Genomic DNA, 16,891 nt, shown 5'->3' on the forward strand with positions numbered 1-16,891 from the left:
TATTCGCCAGGGTTCGCCAGGGTGCGCCAGATGGTGTGCCACTGGGCATCGGGTGTCAGGTAGGAACGCGCCATCCCGACCCGGTCGCCTTCCAGATACGACCGGTGCATTCCCCAGGGTGCACCTGGGCGGCCGGATCGGGCAGCGCTTTGACGTCGCAGGCACACGAAGGGATCTGTCTCTCCCATGTACGCAGCATCGTCCTCCGTGTCCGCCCCGCCCCGGTCGCTGCGCCCCCGCCCGGCGGGCAGCGGCCCCTACCTCGACCCCGCGCGGCCGGCGGCCGCGCCCGTGCTCGGTGCGGGCCGGACGCTGCGCCCCGCGGGGCTCGGCACCCAACCGCTCAGCGGGAGACTCGACTTGTCCGGCCCCCAGGGCGCCCAGCTGCGTACGGCGATCGCGTCGGTGCACCGGATCTGCCCGGAGTTCGCCCCGGTGCAGGTACTGCGCCGCAGCGGGCGGTCCGTGCTCCTGGTCGGCACGACCGGGCGCAGCACGGCCGTCGCCAAGTGTTTACTCGACCACTCCCCCGTGTGGGCCGAGCGCGTCCGGCACGAGATAGCGGCATACCGCTCGTTCGTCCGGCACCGCCCTCCGGTGCGCGTGCCGAGGCTGATCGCAGCGGATCCGGACAACTGCACACTGGTCATCGAGCGGATGCCCGGCCGGATGGCGGCACTGCAGCGGCACCCGGTGGAGACTCCGCCGCGTGCGGACATCAGGGCGGCACTCGGCGCGATCTGCCGTCTCAACGCCTGGCGGCCCCCGGCCGGCACGTTCGACGCGCCGCTGGACTACGCCGCCCGGATCTCCCGATACCACGAGCTGGGGCTGCTCACCGACCGGGACATGGGCGATCTCCAGAAGCTGCTGCACGGCATCGCGGCGACCGCGGGCCGCCAGGGCATGGGCCAGTTCTGCCACGGCGACGCGCTGCTCTCGAACATCCTGCTCTCACCGGCCGGTCCAGTACTGGTGGACTGGGAGCACGCGGGCTGGTACCTGCCGGGCTACGACCTGGCGACGCTGTGGTCGGTGCTCGGGGACGCACCGGTCGCGCGCCGGCAGATCAGCCAGATCGCCCAGTCGGCGGGCCCCGCCGCACGGGACGCCTTCCTGGTGAACCTGATGCTCGTGCTCACCCGCGAGATCCGCACCTACGAGACGGCCGTGCAGCGTTCGATGCACGACACGCCCCCGGCGGCACCGGGACCGGCCCACCCGGGTGCTGTGCCGTCCGGCGAGGAACAGCGGTTGCTGCTGAGGCGGCTGCACGACGACTGCCAGCTGGCCCGACGGGCCGTACGAGCGGCGGTCGGCACTCGCTGACGGGGATGGTGGTCCGCGGTGCGCTGGGACGACGGCGCACCGCGGACCTTCGTATGTCTGCCCGCACACGCCCATTGGTGTACGCCACTGACGCCCCGCAGGCCCGGCCGCCACCACCGCGAAACTCCCGGGAACCCCGATTGACGAGGGAATTCGTGAGCCTATTGGCATGATTGACGGATCGTCGGACAGCCGGTACCACTGACGCACGCCCGGCCACCGCACGGCTCATCGCTACCGACCGTCCCAGGAGGCTGCCATGCGAGGATCCGTCACCGACCCCGGCAGAGCGGCCGGGCGCACCCGCGGGCGGACCACCGTCCGCGCGGTGGCCTCCGCGGCGCTGCTGGTGCCACTGCTGGGTGCGGCCCCGTCCGACGCCGGTACCTCGCCGGACAGTCTGCAGTCCGCCTTCGCCTCCGCCTCCGCCGCGTACCACGTGCCGCAGAGCGTCCTGCTCGGCGTCTCCTATCTGCAGTCGCGCTGGGACGCGCACGACGGGGCGCCCAGCGTGACCGGTGGTTACGGCCCCATGCATCTCACCGACGCCCGCACGGCTCTCGCGCAGGCCGCGCCGCACCACAGCGAGGGCTCGGAGGACCCGCGCGGCGACAGCGCCCGCCCGCCCCTGCTCCCCGAGGCGCGACTGCCGGAGCCCTCCCGGCTCCCGGCCCGTCTCAGGACGCTGCCGAGGGCGGCCGAACTGACCGGACTGAGCCCGCAACAGCTGCGTACGGACCCCGCCGCCAACGTGGCCGGCGGTGCCGCCCTGCTCGCCGCCGCGCAGAAGGAGCTGGGCCGGCCGCTGAGTTCCGATCCGGCGGACTGGTACGGCGCGGTGGCCCGCTTCTCCGGCGCCGACGACACCGCGACGGCGGCGGCGTACGCGAACGACGTCTACGACGTGCTGCGCACCGGTCAGAAGCGCCGGACGGACGCGGGTCAACTGGTCGCGCTGGCCGCCCGGCCGGGTCTCGCCCCCGACACCGGGCAGCTCCGGCGGGCGGGGCTGCGGACGGCGAGCACCGCCGGTACGGAGTGCCCGCCGACGGTGTCCTGCGAGTGGATCCCGGCGCCGTACGAGCAGTTCGGGGACGGTGACTACGGCAATCACGACCTCGCCGACCGCCCCGCCTCCCAGAGCATCGAGTACATCGTCATCCATGACACGGAGGGCGCCTGGGAGGGCGTCCTCAAGATGGTCCAGGACCCGACCTATGTGTCGTGGCAGTACTCCCTGCGCTCCACCGACGGCCACATCGCCCAGCATGTGAAGGCCAAGGACGTCGCCTGGCACGCGGGGAACTGGTACGTCAACGCCAAGTCCATCGGCCTGGAGCACGAGGGCTTCCTGGCGCAGCCGGACGCCTGGTACACGGAGGCGATGTACCGGTCCTCGGCCCGCCTGGTGACCTACCTCGCCAAGAAGTACGGCATCCCGCTGGACCGGCAGCACATCCTCGGCCACGACACCGTGCCCGGCCCGACCACGTCGACGATCAGGGGCATGCACACCGACCCGGGCCCGTACTGGGACTGGCGCCACTACTTCGAGCTGCTCGGCCGCCCCCTCGTGCCCACGGCGGGCCCGAACGGCGGTCTGGTGACGATCCGCCCCGACTACGCCACCAACCGGCCCGAGTACACGGGCTGCGTCACCGCCGGCGAGCCCTGCGCCGTGCACGGTTCGAGCGCGGTGCGGCTGTACTCCGGGCCCGGCGAGTCCTACCCCCTGATCAAGGACATCGGTCTGGGCACGACCCCGGGCACCGGGGTGAACGACCTGTCCTCGCGGGTCTCGACGGGTCAGCGGTACGCGGTCGCCGGCCGGGACGGCGACTGGACGGCGATCTGGTACCTGGGCCAGAAGGCGTGGTTCAGGAACCCGGTGAAGAACCCGACCGCGGTCAACGCGACCGGCCTCGTGGTGACGCCCAAGGACGGGCTCACATCCATCCCGGTGTACGGACGCGCCTACCCCGAGGCCGCCGCCTATCCGGCCGACGTCCCCGTCCAGTCGGTGTCGCCGCTGCCGTACACCGTGCCCGCGGGCCAGAGGTACGCGGTGGGTGACAGGATGCCCGGCGAGTACTACTACGCCGTGGGCTTCGACGCGTCCTCGCACCGGGTCGTGACCGGCAAGGACGCGTACTACCAGATCCAGTTCGGTCATCGGGTGGGGTTCGTGCGGGCGGCCGATGTGCGGGTGGTGCCGTCGGGTTCCTGACGGCACCACCCGTGCGGCTTCAGTCTTCCCGCTCCCAGATGTAGCGTCGCCCGGCGACGGCCTTGAAGGTCAGCGCGCCGTCCTCGAACAGGTCGCTGCGGACGGTGAGTTCGCGGGTCCGGGACGCCGTCAGGGCGATGCGGGTCGCCCGGCCCTCCGCCCACCGGATGTCGAGGGTGGCGCCGCCGCGGGCGCGAAGGCCGCGTACCGAACCGGTCGGCCAGACGGCGGGCAGGGCGGGCAGCACCTCGATCACGTCGTGCTGGCTCTGCAGCAGCATCTCCACGACACCGGAGGTGGCCCCGAAGTTGCCGTCGATCTGGAACGGCGGGTGGGTGTCCCAGAGGTTGGGCAGGGTGGAGAACTTGAGCTGCTCGCCGAGCATCTTGTGGGCGTGGTCGCCGTCGCGCAGCCGGGCCCAGAAGTTGATCTTCCAGGCCTTGGACCAGCCGGTGCCGCCGTCACCGCGTGCGCTCAGGGACACCTCGGCGGCCTTCGCCCACTCGCTTCCGGGTTCGATCTGCCGTCCCGGATGGAGCGCGAACAGGTGCGAGACGTGCCGATGGGTGTCGGTGGGGTCGTCCAGGTCCTCCTTCCACTCCTGGAGTTGGCCCCAGGAGCCGATGCGCAGGCCGGGGTCGAGCCGGTTCAGCGCCTCCTCGACGCGGCGGCGGAACGCGGGGGCGTCGCCCAGGATCCGGGCCGCTTCGAGGGTGTTGGTGAGCAGGTCGTGGACGATCTGCTGCGACATGGCCGCGCCCGCGGTGAAGTCGCCGTGTTCGGGCGAGTAGCTGGGGGTGACGACGAGGGTTCCGTCGCGCGGGTCGGTGCGCAGGTTGTCGAGCCAGAACTCGGCGGCCTCCTTCATCACCGGGTAGGCGGTGGTGCGCAGGTAGTGCGTGGAACCGCCGAACCGGTAGTGCTCGTAGAGCTGTTGGGTGAGCCAGGCGGCCGCCTCGGGGAACCAGAACGCGGTCGGCCAGTCGTGCACGCCGGTGAAGCCGTAGGGGTTGGTCTCGTTGTGCACGACCCAGCCGCGCGAGCCGAACATCTCCTGCGCCGTTCGGCGGCCGGGGGCGCGCAGGGCCTCGACGAAGCGGTCGTACGGCTGCGTCGTCTCGGCGAGGTTCGCGGCCTCGGCGGGCCAGTAGTTCATCTGCAGGTTGATGTTGACGTGGTAGTCGGCGGACCACGGGGGCGTGGTGCTGTTGTTCCAGACGCCCTGGAGGTTGGCGGGCAGGGAGCCGGGGCGCGAGGAGGCTATGAGCAGATAGCGGCCGTACTGGAAGTAGAGGGCTTCCAGGGCGCGGTCCGCCGCGCTCGTCCCGCCGGTGTACGCGGCCAGGAGCGCGTCGGTGGGAACGTCGGCCGGCAGTGACTGGCCGATGTCGAGGTGGACTCGGCGGAACAGGGCGCGATGGTCGCGGACGTGCCGGACGAGCAGGGCTTCGTAGCGGTCGCCCGCCCGCTGCACGGCACGGCTGACGGCGGTGTGCGGGTCCGGGCCACGGTAGTCGGGGTAGGTGTCGGCGTAGTCGGTGCCCGCGGCCAGCACGAACCAGGCGCTGTCGGCCCCGGTCACGGTGATCGTGCCGTCGGCTCCGGACGTCACGGTGCCGCCCCGGCTGCGCACCCGGACCTGCGCCTCGAAGCGCAGTCCGTTGTCGGTCAGTGCGCCCCGCACGGTCAGGGTTCCGTCGGCCGCGGTGGCGGTGAAGTCGGCGCGGGGCGAGGTGTAGCGGAGGGTGAAGGTGACGCTGCCGGGCCGGTCGGCGTCGAGCCGGCCCACGATCGCACCGTCGGGGTGGGAGGCGAAGAAGTCCCTTTGGTGGCGGACGCCTTGGTGGGTGTAGGAGACCGAGGCGACGGCGTTGTCGAGGTCGAGTTCCCGGCGGTAGTCCCGCGGGGTCGTCGTCGGCGCGTCGGGCAGGTCGAGGCGGAGGTCGCCGAAGGTCTGGTGCGCGCCGTAGCCGATCCGGCGCTGGCCGAGCCGGGCGGCCACCGAGCCGGGCGTGAGGGTGGTCCGGGCGTCGAGGTCGTCCTGTACGGCGGAGATCACGCCGGGACGGGGTGCGCGCCAGTTGCCGTGGTCGTAGCCCTGGACGGAGCCGGGGCCGCCGGTCCAGAGGGTCTTCTCGTTGAACTGAAGCCGTTCGGAGGCGAGGGTGCCGAACACCGTGGCACCGAGTGCGCCGTTGCCGATGGGCAGCGCCTCGCGCTCCCAGTCGGCGGCGGGGGCTGCGTACCAGAGGACGGACGACTCCCTCGCCCTCGACACATCGGATGAATCAGCGGCGGCTGTCTCCGCAGCCCCTCCACCCAGAGCGAGCCCTCCGGCCCCTCCGGCCGCGACTTTTAACGTCGTTCTTCGGGTGATCCCATGCGGCTCATACGACATGACCCCTGACGCTAGAGATCCGATGACTCTGCGGCAAGGGTCATGACAACACAAAGCAGCGACCCCGTTGGGTCGGGGTCCTGCGGGGACGGTTCAGCCCTGCTGGAAGAGTTCCGCCGGAAGCGGCTTCAGAAGGGCGTACAGGTCGTCGGTGATGGGGCGGTCCCAGGCGGCGATGGTCACCAGGACGTTGTCGCTGCGGTCGAACTGCACGCAGGAGATCCGGCTCTCGGAGAGCTTCAGCCGGCGCACGATCAGGAGGTTGTCGCCCTGCATCACGGGCACGTCCTCGCTGCCGACGACGGTGACCTCCTCGTCGTTCTCCAAGGCCAGCAGCAGCTGCGCGACCTCGAACGGGATCTCGCCCTCGGCGACCTCGCGGGCCGGTGAGCCCTCGGGAAGATTGCCGATGATCATCGCGGGGCCGCGGCCGCCGAAGAGGTCGTAGCGCAGGAAGACGCCCTGGCAGCTGCCGTCGGGGGCGGGCAGCAGCCCGGCACCCAGATTGCCGGGCCAGTCGCCCGGGTCCATGGCCAGTACGTCGAAGTCGGGCCCGGCGGGCGTGGCACTGCGGCGGCGGAGGAACGACATGTCGCCATGGTACGTGGCCGGGCCTGTTCCGTGACGTGCGGGCATCGGTTCGAGCACTGCTCCGTGGCGCGTGAGCCAGGGGTCGCGCGCACCCGGCTCGGGGCCGCCCTACGGTCCCGATCATGCTGCCGCCGGTGGAGACGGACGAGGAATGGGACACCGTCGTCCCGGACGCAACAGTCATGCGGCCGGGAGCGGAGGATCTCGCCACCGCCGGGGACGGCATCGCCGAGGGCCCTGTCCTGTCCCATGTCGAGGGGCGCCTGCCCGTCCCCACGCCGCGCGTGCACGAGGCCGGCCCGTACGAGAAGGGCCGGCGGTATGTGCTGACGTCCCGGCTGCGCGGCGAGAACCTGGCCGGTGTCCGGGACCGCGTCCCGCAGGCCGACCGTGAGCGACTCGTCTGCGAGATCGGCGAGGCCCTCGGCGTGCTCCACGGTCTCGATGCCGCGCCGCTCGGGGACGTCCTCGGGCCCGGGGTCTGGGGCGCGTTCGTGGACCGGCGGCGCGACGGGGCCGTGGAGGGGCAGCGGGGGCGCGGGCTGTCCGCCGACTGGCTGGAGCAGATCCCTGCGTTCCTCGCCTCCGTCCCGCTGCCGCGCACCGAGCAGCGCTCCCTGCCGCACACCGAGGTCATGCGGCGGCGCTTCCTGGTCGATCCCGACGGCCGGCGGCTGACCGGCCTGGTCGACTTCGAGCCGGCCATGATCGGCGACCGCGCGTACGACTTCGTCGGAGTGGGGCCTTTCGTCACCCGTGGCGATCCGCGGCTGCCGGCCCGGCTCAGCCAGTCGTACGGCACCGCCTTCGCCCCGGCGGTGCTGCTCGCGTACACGCTGCTGCACGAATTCAGCGATCTCGCTCGGTACCTGCGGGAGTTGGGCGCGCCGGCCGACGGCACGCTGCCGTCGCCGGCCGATGCATGGTTCGGTACGGCATGACACGCCCGCGACCGCGTCACTCCTCCGGCGGGGCAGGCGGCACCACCGCGACGGGGCTCGCGGCGTGCAGCAGGACCGCCTGGGCCACCGAGCCCATCATGCGGGCGGGCGCCAGGAGGCGGCGTCGGTGGCGGCCCACGACGACCAGCTGTGCGTCCCGGGAGGCCGCGACGAGGAGACCGGCGGCGTCGCCCGGTGCCACGTACGGCTCGGCGTGGATGTCCGGGTGGCGTTCGCGGTGCGGGGCGAGGAAGCCCTCGGCGAGGGCGCGGGTCTCGTTCTCCACGGCGTCCTGGTCGACGGCCGGGGGCAGGACCAGGCCGGGGGCCGCCGTCCAGATGTGCGCCGGCCATGAGTAGGCGGCGACGACCTGGAGCCGGGCCCCGCGCAGGGCGGCCTCGGTGAAGGCGAAGGACAGCGTGGCCTCGTCGGGGCTGTCGACCTGAAGGCCGACGACGACTCTCGGCCCCGGCTCGATCGGCGGCCCTTCGTGCACCTCGCGTCCGGGCTTGGGCACCACGACGACCGGGCACTCGGCGTCGCGCGCGGCGGCCAGGCCGTTGGAGCCGAGCAGGAGGCTGGCGAAGCCGCCGCGGCCTCGGGAGCCGAGCACCAACAGCCGGGCGTCGGAACCCAGTTCGGGCAGCGTCGCGCTGGGCGTGCCCTCCAGGGCGAGGTATTCCGTCCGCGGCCGCTCGACCCGCGCGGCCAGATACCGGCGTACCTGGTCGAGCACCGGATCGTCCTCCGGGTCCGGCCGTCCGACGGGCAGCACGTCGGGCCTGGCCCAGGCGGGGTACTGCTGCACATGGACCACGCGCAGCGGCGCCTCGCGCACCAGGGCTGCCTCGAAGGCCCAGTCCAGGGCGACCAGGCTGTCGTCGGAGCCGTCGACCGCCGCGATGACCGGCAGGGTGCTCATGGGTTCCTCACCTCCGGAGTACGACCTTCCCCCTCCCGGGGCCAGCCTGGCTCAGGCATCGGCCCCAGGGACGTTCTCGGGGTCGCGTGTCCGGAAAAACGGGCGGAACACACCCGGATCGGCTCGACGGCGGCCGACGCGCGGGACCCCGCCCGCCGGCTCACCCGTGGCCTCGCGTCACGTCAGATCGAACTCGCCCTCCCTCGCGCCCGACACGAAGGCACCCCACTCGGCGGGAGTGAAGATCAGGGAAGGGCTCTCCGGGCGGCCGCTGTTGCGCATCGCGATGAATCCCTCGACAAAGGCGATCTGGACATCGCCCAGGCCACGGCTGCTCGAGTGCCAATCGGCGTTGCTGAGGTCCAGCTCCGGCTTGTCCCAGCCCGCCAGCGGCTGCTGCTGGATGGTGCTCTCGGCCACGTCCGTGCTCCTCCCGGTTCGTCGTCCGCGGCCAGCCTAGCGATCGCTTCCGGGTGCCGACAGGCCACGTGAGGAGGACCTTTGCAAAGCGGTCTCCACCGCCGTACGGCAGTCCGCTCACACGTCCGGGGGATCGGAGCCCATGAGCCACATGGAGAAGAACTGCGACCCGCCGCCGTAGGCGTGCCCGAGCACCTTGCGCGCCCGCTCCACCTGGTGTTCCCCGGCCTGTCCCCGCACCTGGAGCGCCGCCTCCGCGAACCGGATCATGCCGGAGGCCCCGATGGGGTTGGTGGACAGGACGCCGCCCGACATGTTGACGGGCAGGTCCCCGTCCAGTTCGGTCACGCCGGACTCGGTGAGCTTCCAGCCCTCGCCCTCGGCGGCGAATCCGAGGTTCTCCAGCCACATCGGCTCGTACCAGGAGAACGGCACATAGATCTCGGCGGCGTCGATCTCGCGGCGCGGGTCGGCGATCCCGGCCTGCCGGTACACGTCGGCCGCACAGTCCTTGCCTGCCTGGGGCGAGACGAAGTCCTTGCCGGCGAAGAGGGTGGGTTCGCTGCGCATCGCGCCGCCGAGCATCCAGGCGGGCGGGCGGGGCGCGCGGGCGGCGCCGGCACGGTCGGTCAGGATCATGGCGCAGGCGCCGTCGGAGGACGGGCAGGTCTCCGAGTAGCGGATCGGGTCCCAGAGCATGGGCGAGGTCTGGACCTTCTCCAGGGTGATGTCGTGCTCGTGGAGGTGCGCGCAGGGGTTCTTCAGCGCGTTGCGCCGGTCCTTGTACGCCACCAGCGAGCCGATCGTGTCGGGCGCGCCGCTGCGCCGCATGTACGCGCGCACGTGCGGGGCGAAGAAGCCGCCCGCCCCGGCGAGCAGGGGCTGCTGGAAGGGGATGGGCAGGGACAGTCCCCACATGGCGTTGGACTCGGACTGTTTTTCGAAGGCGAGCGTGAGCACGGTGCCGTGCACGCGGGCCGCGACCAGGTTGGCGGCGACGAGGGCGGTGGATCCGCCGACCGACCCGGCCGTGTGCACCCGGAGCATGGGTTTGCCCACGGCGCCGAGCGCGTCGGCGAGGTACAGCTCCGGCATCATCACGCCCTCGAAGAAGTCGGGCGCCTTGCCGATGACGACGGCGTCGACGTCCTCCCACGTCAACTCGGCGTCGTCCAGCGCCCGTCGAGCCGCCTCCCGGACGAGCCCGGCGATCGACACGTCCCGGCGTGCCGCGACGTGCTTGGTCTGGCCGATGCCTACGACGGCCACGGGCTCCTTGCTCATCGCGGATCCCCTTCGAGTACGGCGACCAGGTTCTGTTGCAGACAGGGGCCGGACGTGGCGTGCGCCAGCGCCCGGTCGGACTCGCCCCGGTGGACACGGGCGGCGGCTTCTCCGATGCGGATGAGTCCGGCGGCCATGACGGGGTTGGCGGCCGGCGCCCCGCCGGAGGGATTGACACGCACGGTGTCGTCGAGCTTCAGCGCCTTGCGCAGCACGACCTCCTGGGAGGTGAAGGGCGCGTGCAACTCGGCGGTGTCGACGGGCCGGTCGAACGCTCCGGCCTTCTCGGCGGCGAGGCGGGTCGAGGGCGATTCGGTCAGGTCGCGCACGCCGAGGCTGTGTGCCTCGATGCGGTGGTCGATCCCGCGGATCCAGGCGGGCCGCGCGCACAGCTCGCGGGCCCGCTCCCCCGCCGCGAGGACCACGGCGGCGGCCCCGTCACCGATGGGCGGGCAGTCGCCGGTACGCAGCGGTCGTACGACGTACCCCCCCTGGGGCAGCGAACCGCGAAGCTGCGCATGGGAATTGGCGGCGGCGTCGTTGCGGCCGCGGGCGGCGACGGCGGCGAGCGCGGGTTCGTCCGTGTCGCCGGCGTCGATGAGGGCCTGCGCCTGGAGGGCGGCGAGGGCGACGGAGTCGGGCCAGAGGGGGGCGACGTAGTAGGGGTCGAGCTGGCGGGTCAGGACGTCGCGGAGGGGGCCAGGTGAGGACTTGCCGTAGGAGTAGACGAGCGCGGTGTCGGCGTCGCCCGTCAGCAGCTTGGTCCATGCCTCGTACAGCGCCCAGGCGCCGTCCATCTCGACGTGCGACTCGGAGATCGGGGGCCAGGCGCCGACGCCGTCGAGGGCGAGGGTGAAGGAGAAGGCGCGGCCGGCGAGGTAGTCGCTGGAGCCGGAGCAGGTGAAGCCGATGTCGGCGGTCTTGAGTCCGGTCTGCGCGAGCACGTCGTGCAGGACGGGCATGAGCATCTCGACCTCGGAGAGCTCCGCGCTGGTGCGCCGGTGGTCGGTCTGTGCGAAGGCGACGACGGCGATCTCGCGGTTCACAGCAGCTCCCTGTAGGTGTCGTAGTCCGCGTCGGGCTCGCCCGTGGGCCGGTAGTGGTCGGGGTAGCGGGCGCCCTGCGTCCATACCGGTTCGACCCGCAGGCCCATGCGCACCTGGTCGTAGGGGATGCCGCCGATCCGGCCGTGCAGGGCGAGGTCGGCGCCGTCGAGCGCGATGTGGGCGTAGACGTACGGCACGTCGATGTCGAGGTTCTTCGCCTTGATGTTGACGATGCAGAAGGTGGTGACTGTGCCGCGGGGACCTACTTCGACCTGTTCCGATGTGGCCACCCCACATGTGGGGCACGCACCCCTCGGCGGGACGTACACCTTGCGGCAGGACGGGCAGCGTTCGCCGACGTTGCGACGGTCGGCCAGGGCGTTGATGTAGGCGGACTGGGCGCGGCCGGGTGAGTAGGTGTAGTCGAGGCGGGCGGGGGCGACGATGCCGGTGACCGGGTTCTCGAACTCGCCGGTGTGACCGGTCGGTTCGGCCGAATCGCCGTCATGTGGCCCGCCTTCGTACGGCCCGCCTTCGTACGGCTCGAAGCAGGCGATGTCCGTGATGGCTCCGGTACGTTCCTGCGCCCAGCGGACGCGGACGCGCATGCCGGTGTGCACGGCGTCGGGACCGGGGGCGTCGAGGACGTGCAGGAGGGCGGTGTCGGCGCCGTCGAGGCGGACCAGGACCCAGGCGAAGGGGGTGTCAAGGGGCTGGTCGCGGCGGGGGGCGTGGTTCCAGGCCCAGGTGGTGACCGTGCCGGCGGGGGCGACCTCGACCAGGTCGCGGATCTCCTCGGCGGTGACGGGGTCGTACTCGACGGGTGGGACCAGCGTGCGGCCGTCGCTGGTGCGCACCCCGAGGACGACGCGTTCACGCAGGCCGGTGAGGAAGGCGCTCTGGACGGGGCCGAGGGAGCGGGTGAAGGGGAACTCGACGATCAGCGGGGCCTTGAGGACTTCGGGCATCGGGGGGCGGGCCTCCTTCGGAGGTCGGGTGCGTGGGGCGCCCCGAAAGGGGCGCGGGGCTGTGACATATGCGGCTCCGCCGCGTGGGCGCGACCAGCCACGAACGGCCCGCAGCTTCCGAACCGGCCTGGCCGGCGCGGCGCCTACGCACGCTTGTAGACGGGTGGCCGCTTCTCCGCGAAGGCACGGGCGCCCTCCTTGGCGTCGGCGGTCTCGAAGATCGGCCAGCCGCGCTTGAGTTCGGCGGTGAGACCGTCGGTCTCGGTCATCTCGGCGGTCTCGTACACGGACGCCTTGACGGCCTCGACGGCCAGCGGACCGCAGGCGTTGATCTGTTCGGCGATCTCCAGGGCCTTGGCCAGTGCCGTTCCGTCGGGCACGACGTGGCCGATCAGACCGATGTCGGCGGCCTCCTGTGCGCTGTAGGGGCGGCCGGTGAGCAGCATCTCCAGGGCGTGGGTGCGCGGGATCTGGCGTTGCAGGCGGACCGTGGAGCCGCCGATCGGGAACAGGCCGCGTCTGACCTCGAACAGGCCGAAGGTGGCGGACTCGCCGGCGACGCGGATGTCGGTGCCCTGGAGCATCTCGGTGCCGCCCGCGACGCAGTACCCCTCGACGGCGGCGATCACCGGCTTGCGCGGGCGGTGGTGGCGCAGCATCGCCTTCCAGTGCAGGTCGGGATCGGCCTTCAGCCGGTCGCGGTAGTGCTCTCCTTCCATGCCGTCGCCGGCGAGGGCCTTGAGGTCCATTCCGGCGCAGAAGCAGCCGCCCGCGCCCGTGAACACGATCGAGCGGACCGAGTCGTCGGCGTCGGCCTCGATCCAGCCGTCGTGGAGGCCGACCAACATCGGCAGCGAGAGGGCGTTCTTCGCCTGAGGCCTGTTGAGCGTGAGCACCAGTGTGGCGCCTTCGCGCCGCACGGTGAGGTGTTCCGTCCCAGCCATGACCCGTCTCCCCTCTGACAGAACGAGAACAGGTTGCAGTAGGCGGCAGAGCACTTCAAGGGTTTTCTGACAGACAGTCAGATTCTTTTGCGCGGAGGCTTCACAGTTCTGCCGCCCTTTGCTCTGATGACCGGCGAACCGTCACAGAGCCAGGCCCCTGCCGAGGTCAGGAGGAGCGGTGGAGTACAACCTTGCCGACCTGTTCGAGTCGGTCGTCGACGCGGTTCCCGACCGTGAGGCGCTCGTGTACGTCGACCACCCGGGCACCGGCGCGGAGCGCCGTCTGACGTACGCGGAGCTGGACGCGGCCGCCAACCGGATCGGCCACCATCTGATCGACAGCGGGATACGCCCCGGCGAGCACCTCGGGCTCCACCTCTACAACGGAGTCGAGTACCTGCAGACGGTGTTGGGCTGCCTGAAGGCGCGGATCGTTCCGGTCAACGTCAACTACCGATATGTGGAAGAGGAGTTGGTGTATCTCTACCGGGACGCCGATCTGGTGGCCCTGGTCTTCGACGCGGAGTTCACGGGCCGGGTGGCGGCGGCGCTGCCTCGGGCGGACGGGCTACGGCATCTGGTGCGGGTCGGCACGGCCGCGCCGGGTGCGGCGGACGCACCGGGCGTGCCCGCCGTCGCGTTCGCGGACGCCGAGGGCGCCGGGTCGCCCGGGCGCGGATTCCCGGCACGGTCGGGTGACGACCAGTTCATCATCTACACCGGCGGCACCACGGGGATGCCCAAGGGTGTGATGTGGCGTCAGGAGGACCTGTTCTTCGCCGGGCTGGGCGGGGGCGCGCCGACCGGGGAGCCGGTGAAGAAGCCGGAGGAACTCGCCGAGCGGGTGGCGGCGGGCGGCGACGGGATCACCTTCTTCCCCACCGCTCCGCTGATGCACGGAACGTCCACGCTGACGGCCTTCATCGGCTTCAACTTCGGCCAGCGCGTGGTGATCCACCGCAAGTACGTGCCGGAGGAGGTCCTGCGGACGATCGAGAAGGAGAAGGTCACCAGCGTGTCACTGGTCGGCGACGCGATGCTGCGGCCGCTGGTCGACGCGCTGGGCGGGCCCATGAAGGGCACGGACTGCTCGTCGATGTTCAGCGTGTCGTCGTCCGGGGCGATCATGTCGGACACGGTGCGCCGGCAGTTCCAGGAACTGGTCCCGAACGTGCTGCTGCTGAACAACTTCGGCTCCTCGGAGTCCGGCTTCAACGGCACCGCCACCGAGGACTCCGGCCCCGAGCGCGGCTTCCGCATCCGCGTCAACTCCCGTACGCAGGTGGTCGACCCGGCCACGCACGAACCGGCCGCGGTGGGTGAGGTGGGCCGGGTCGCGCAGTGCGGTCACGTACCGCTCGGCTACTACAACGACCCACGGAAAACCGCCGAGACCTTCTTCGAGAAGGACGGCGAGCGGTGGGTGCTGCTCGGTGACATGGCCACGGTCGACGAGCAGGGCGTCGTCACCGTGCTGGGCCGCGGCTCGCAGTGCATCAACACCGGGGGCGAGAAGGTGTACCCGGAGGAGGTCGAGCAGGCGCTCAAGTCCCATCCCGACGTGTACGACGCGTTGGTGGCCGGAGTGCCGGACGCCAAGTGGGGGCACCATGTGGCGGCCGTGGTGCAGTTGCGGGCGGGCGCGGTACGGCCGTCGCTGGAGGACATCCAGTCGCACTGCCGCTCCCACCTCGCGGGGTACAAGATCCCACGCCAGCTGGTGATCACGGACTCGATCCGGCGCTCGCCCAGCGGCAAGGCGGACTACCGGTGGGCGCGGGAGGTGGCGGTGTCGGCGGACCGGTGAATTCCGGTCAGGTCCGTTTGAACCTAAGGTGACGTGCGGACGTACTGGTGGTGGCAGGCCCGGTCATCGGGCGCTGTTCGCCATGCCATCGCAAGACCGCACGGGAGGACCTCCGGGTGTCGCAGGAGGCAACAAAGGACGCAACTCGGGAGACGGAAGGAACGGGGACGCAAGGAGCGCGAGCGGCGAAGACGGGGCCGGCGGAGACAGGGGCGGCACGAACGGCCGAGCCGGTCGAGGCACGCGACGAGACCGAGGCAGCCGACCCCGCGGAGCCGTCCGACCCCCCGCAGCCGTCCGACCCCCCGGAGTCGTCCGCCTCCGCGCCCGGCTGGTTCGGCTGGCGGCGCCGTCACCCCCGTACCGCCCGTGGCGTCACCGTGGGGACGACGGTCGTGGCCGGCGTACTCCTGCTGTTCGCGCTCCTCGTGCCCAACCGCCTCGAACGACTCGGCCCCGAGGCGTTCTTCCGCCTCCCGGCCGAGGGGATCCTGCTCGCGGGCCTGCTGCTGGTGCTGCCGTCGCGGTCGCGGCGGCTGATGGCGGTGGTCTCCGGCGCGCTCCTCGGTCTGCTCACCGTCCTGAAGTTCGTCGACATGGGCTTCTACCAGGTACTGGCCCGCCCCTTCGACCTGGTCCTGGACTGGATCCTGCTCGACGACGCGGCGGAGTTCGTCCGGGAGTCCTTCGGACGTACGGGTCAGGTGCTCGCGGTGGTCGGGGTGATCGTCCTGGTCGTCGCCGTACTCGCCCTCATGACACTCGCGATGGTGCGGGTGACGAACCTCATGGTCCGCCACCGCGCCGTCGCCGCCCGCACGACGCTGATCCTCGGCACCGCGTGGATCACCTGCATGACGCTGAGCATCCAGATCACCGGCGTCCCGCTCGCCACCAAGGGCAACGCCGACCTCGTCAACAACCGTATCGAGCAGGTACGGGCGGGCCTCAGGGACGGACGCGTCTTCCAGAAGCAGGCGGCCGTGGACGCCTTCGCGAAGACGCCGCCGGACCAGTTGCTGACGGGGCTGCGCGGCAAGGACGTGCTGTTCACGTTCATCGAGAGCTACGGCCGTGTCGCCATCGACGACCCGGCGATGGCGCCGCAGATCGACACGGTGCTCAAGGAGGGGACGAGCAACCTTCAGGCGGCCGGATTCCAGTCGCGCAGCGCCTGGCTGAAGTCGCCGGTGACGGGGGCCGGCAGCTGGCTCGCCCACTCCACCTTCCTGTCCGGCCTGTGGATCAAGAACCAGCAGCGCTACCGGAGTCTGACCACCAGCGACCGCGCCACCCTGAACAGCTACTTCCGCAAGACCGGCGCCTGGCGCACGGTGGGCATCGTGCCGGGCGTGCGGCGGGCCTGGCCGGAGGGCGAGTACTTCGCCCTCGACCACATCTACGACTCCCGGCACCTCGGCTACCACGGCCCGTACTTCAGCTGGACGCCCGTACCCGACCAGTTCAGCCTGGAGGCGTTCCAGCGGCTGGAGCACGGCAAGAAGGACCGTGAGCCGATCATGGCGGAGATCATCCTGGCGTCCAGCCACAACCCCTGGTCCCCCATCGCCCGCATGGTCGACTGGGACGACCTCGGTGACGGCTCGGTCTTCCACCGGATCAAGAAGGAGGGCACGGACCCCGCGGAGGTCTGGAAGGACCCCGAGCGTGTCCGCACGGAGTACCGCCGCGCCATCGAGTACTCACTGCGCAGCCTCACCGAATGGGTCGAGCGCTACGGCACCGACGACACGGTCCTCGTCTTCCTCGGCGACCACCAGCCCGTCCCGACCGTCACCGCCGGCGACACCGGCAAGGACGTTCCCGTCACCATCGTCGCCCGCGACCAGAAGGTCCTGGACAGGATCGCCGACTGGCACTGGACCGACGGTCTCAAGCCTGCCGAGAACGCACCGACCTGGGGCATGGACCGCTTCCGCGACCGGTTCATGACGGCGTACGGACCGCGGACGGGCTGAGCGGCGGTGGGCGCGCTGCCGACGTCCCCTTATCG

At 71.5% G+C, this 16,891-nt stretch carries 13 protein-coding genes; 5 read left to right on the top strand and 8 right to left on the bottom strand.

The annotated features are described in order from the left end of the window. Nucleotides 1–186: 186 nt before the first annotated feature. Complete coding sequence (locus ABZ078_RS00335) at nt 187–1,329, top strand: aminoglycoside phosphotransferase family protein (protein ID WP_356570200.1); 1,143 nt, start codon at nt 187–189, stop codon at nt 1,327–1,329. Between the two features lie 259 nt (nt 1,330–1,588). Beyond that, nucleotides 1,589–3,556, top strand: coding sequence for an N-acetylmuramoyl-L-alanine amidase (locus ABZ078_RS00340; protein WP_356570201.1), 1,968 nt, complete (start codon nt 1,589–1,591; stop codon nt 3,554–3,556). A 19-nt stretch (nt 3,557–3,575) separates the two neighbouring features. Here the strand turns inward: ABZ078_RS00340 and ABZ078_RS00345 are convergent, their stop codons facing one another. Together ABZ078_RS00345 and ABZ078_RS00350 are read right to left on the bottom strand one after the other, a co-directional pair. Continuing rightward, a complete protein-coding gene (locus ABZ078_RS00345; RefSeq protein WP_356570202.1) occupies nt 3,576–5,954 on the bottom strand; it encodes a glycoside hydrolase family 95 protein in 2,379 nt (792 codons plus the stop codon). A gap of 93 nt (nt 5,955–6,047) precedes the next feature. Next, nucleotides 6,048–6,545 (bottom strand): hypothetical protein, encoded by a 498-nt coding sequence (locus ABZ078_RS00350; protein ID WP_250084667.1) that lies wholly within the window; start codon nt 6,543–6,545, stop codon nt 6,048–6,050. 122 nt (nt 6,546–6,667) lie between these two features. On the opposite strand from ABZ078_RS00350, the gene ABZ078_RS00355 reads away from it, so the two are divergent. Continuing rightward, a complete protein-coding gene (locus tag ABZ078_RS00355; protein ID WP_356570203.1) occupies nt 6,668–7,486 on the top strand; it encodes an aminoglycoside phosphotransferase family protein in 819 nt (272 codons plus the stop codon). 16 nt (nt 7,487–7,502) lie between these two features. Here the strand turns inward: ABZ078_RS00355 and ABZ078_RS00360 are convergent, their stop codons facing one another. From ABZ078_RS00360 to ABZ078_RS00385, 6 genes are all read right to left on the bottom strand, one after another. Further along, the gene (locus ABZ078_RS00360) at nt 7,503–8,408 is read right to left on the bottom strand and encodes a universal stress protein (RefSeq protein ID WP_356570204.1); all 906 of its coding nucleotides are present in this window, start codon (nt 8,406–8,408) and stop codon (nt 7,503–7,505) included. A 177-nt stretch (nt 8,409–8,585) separates the two neighbouring features. Further along, nucleotides 8,586–8,828, bottom strand: a complete 243-nt coding sequence (locus tag ABZ078_RS00365; RefSeq protein ID WP_150946472.1) for a DUF397 domain-containing protein — start codon at nt 8,826–8,828, stop codon at nt 8,586–8,588. Between the two features lie 117 nt (nt 8,829–8,945). After that, nucleotides 8,946–10,112 (bottom strand): thiolase domain-containing protein, encoded by a 1,167-nt coding sequence (locus tag ABZ078_RS00370; protein ID WP_356570205.1) that lies wholly within the window; start codon nt 10,110–10,112, stop codon nt 8,946–8,948. Beyond that, the gene (locus ABZ078_RS00375; protein ID WP_356570206.1) at nt 10,109–11,158 is read right to left on the bottom strand and encodes a thiolase domain-containing protein; all 1,050 of its coding nucleotides are present in this window, start codon (nt 11,156–11,158) and stop codon (nt 10,109–10,111) included. Before ABZ078_RS00375 ends, ABZ078_RS00370 begins: the two co-directional genes overlap by 4 nt. Next, nucleotides 11,155–12,126 (bottom strand): OB-fold domain-containing protein, encoded by a 972-nt coding sequence (locus tag ABZ078_RS00380; RefSeq protein WP_356570207.1) that lies wholly within the window; start codon nt 12,124–12,126, stop codon nt 11,155–11,157. Before ABZ078_RS00380 ends, ABZ078_RS00375 begins: the two co-directional genes overlap by 4 nt. A 143-nt stretch (nt 12,127–12,269) precedes the next feature. Continuing rightward, nucleotides 12,270–13,070, bottom strand: a complete 801-nt coding sequence (locus ABZ078_RS00385) for a crotonase/enoyl-CoA hydratase family protein (protein WP_356570208.1) — start codon at nt 13,068–13,070, stop codon at nt 12,270–12,272. Nucleotides 13,071–13,248: 178 nt separating this feature from the next. Here ABZ078_RS00385 and ABZ078_RS00390 point away from each other — a divergent pair, with 178 nt between their 5' ends. Beyond that, complete coding sequence (locus tag ABZ078_RS00390; protein WP_356570209.1) at nt 13,249–14,877, top strand: acyl-CoA synthetase; 1,629 nt, start codon at nt 13,249–13,251, stop codon at nt 14,875–14,877. A 116-nt stretch (nt 14,878–14,993) separates the two neighbouring features. Next, nucleotides 14,994–16,856 carry a sulfatase gene (locus ABZ078_RS00395; RefSeq protein WP_356570210.1) on the top strand — a complete coding sequence of 621 codons (1,863 nt, stop codon included), beginning with the start codon at nt 14,994–14,996 and terminating at the stop codon, nt 16,854–16,856. Nucleotides 16,857–16,891: the final 35 nt, after the last annotated feature.

The organism is Streptomyces sp. NPDC006385 (assembly GCF_040612485.1).
GTDB lineage: Bacteria > Actinomycetota > Actinomycetes > Streptomycetales > Streptomycetaceae > Streptomyces.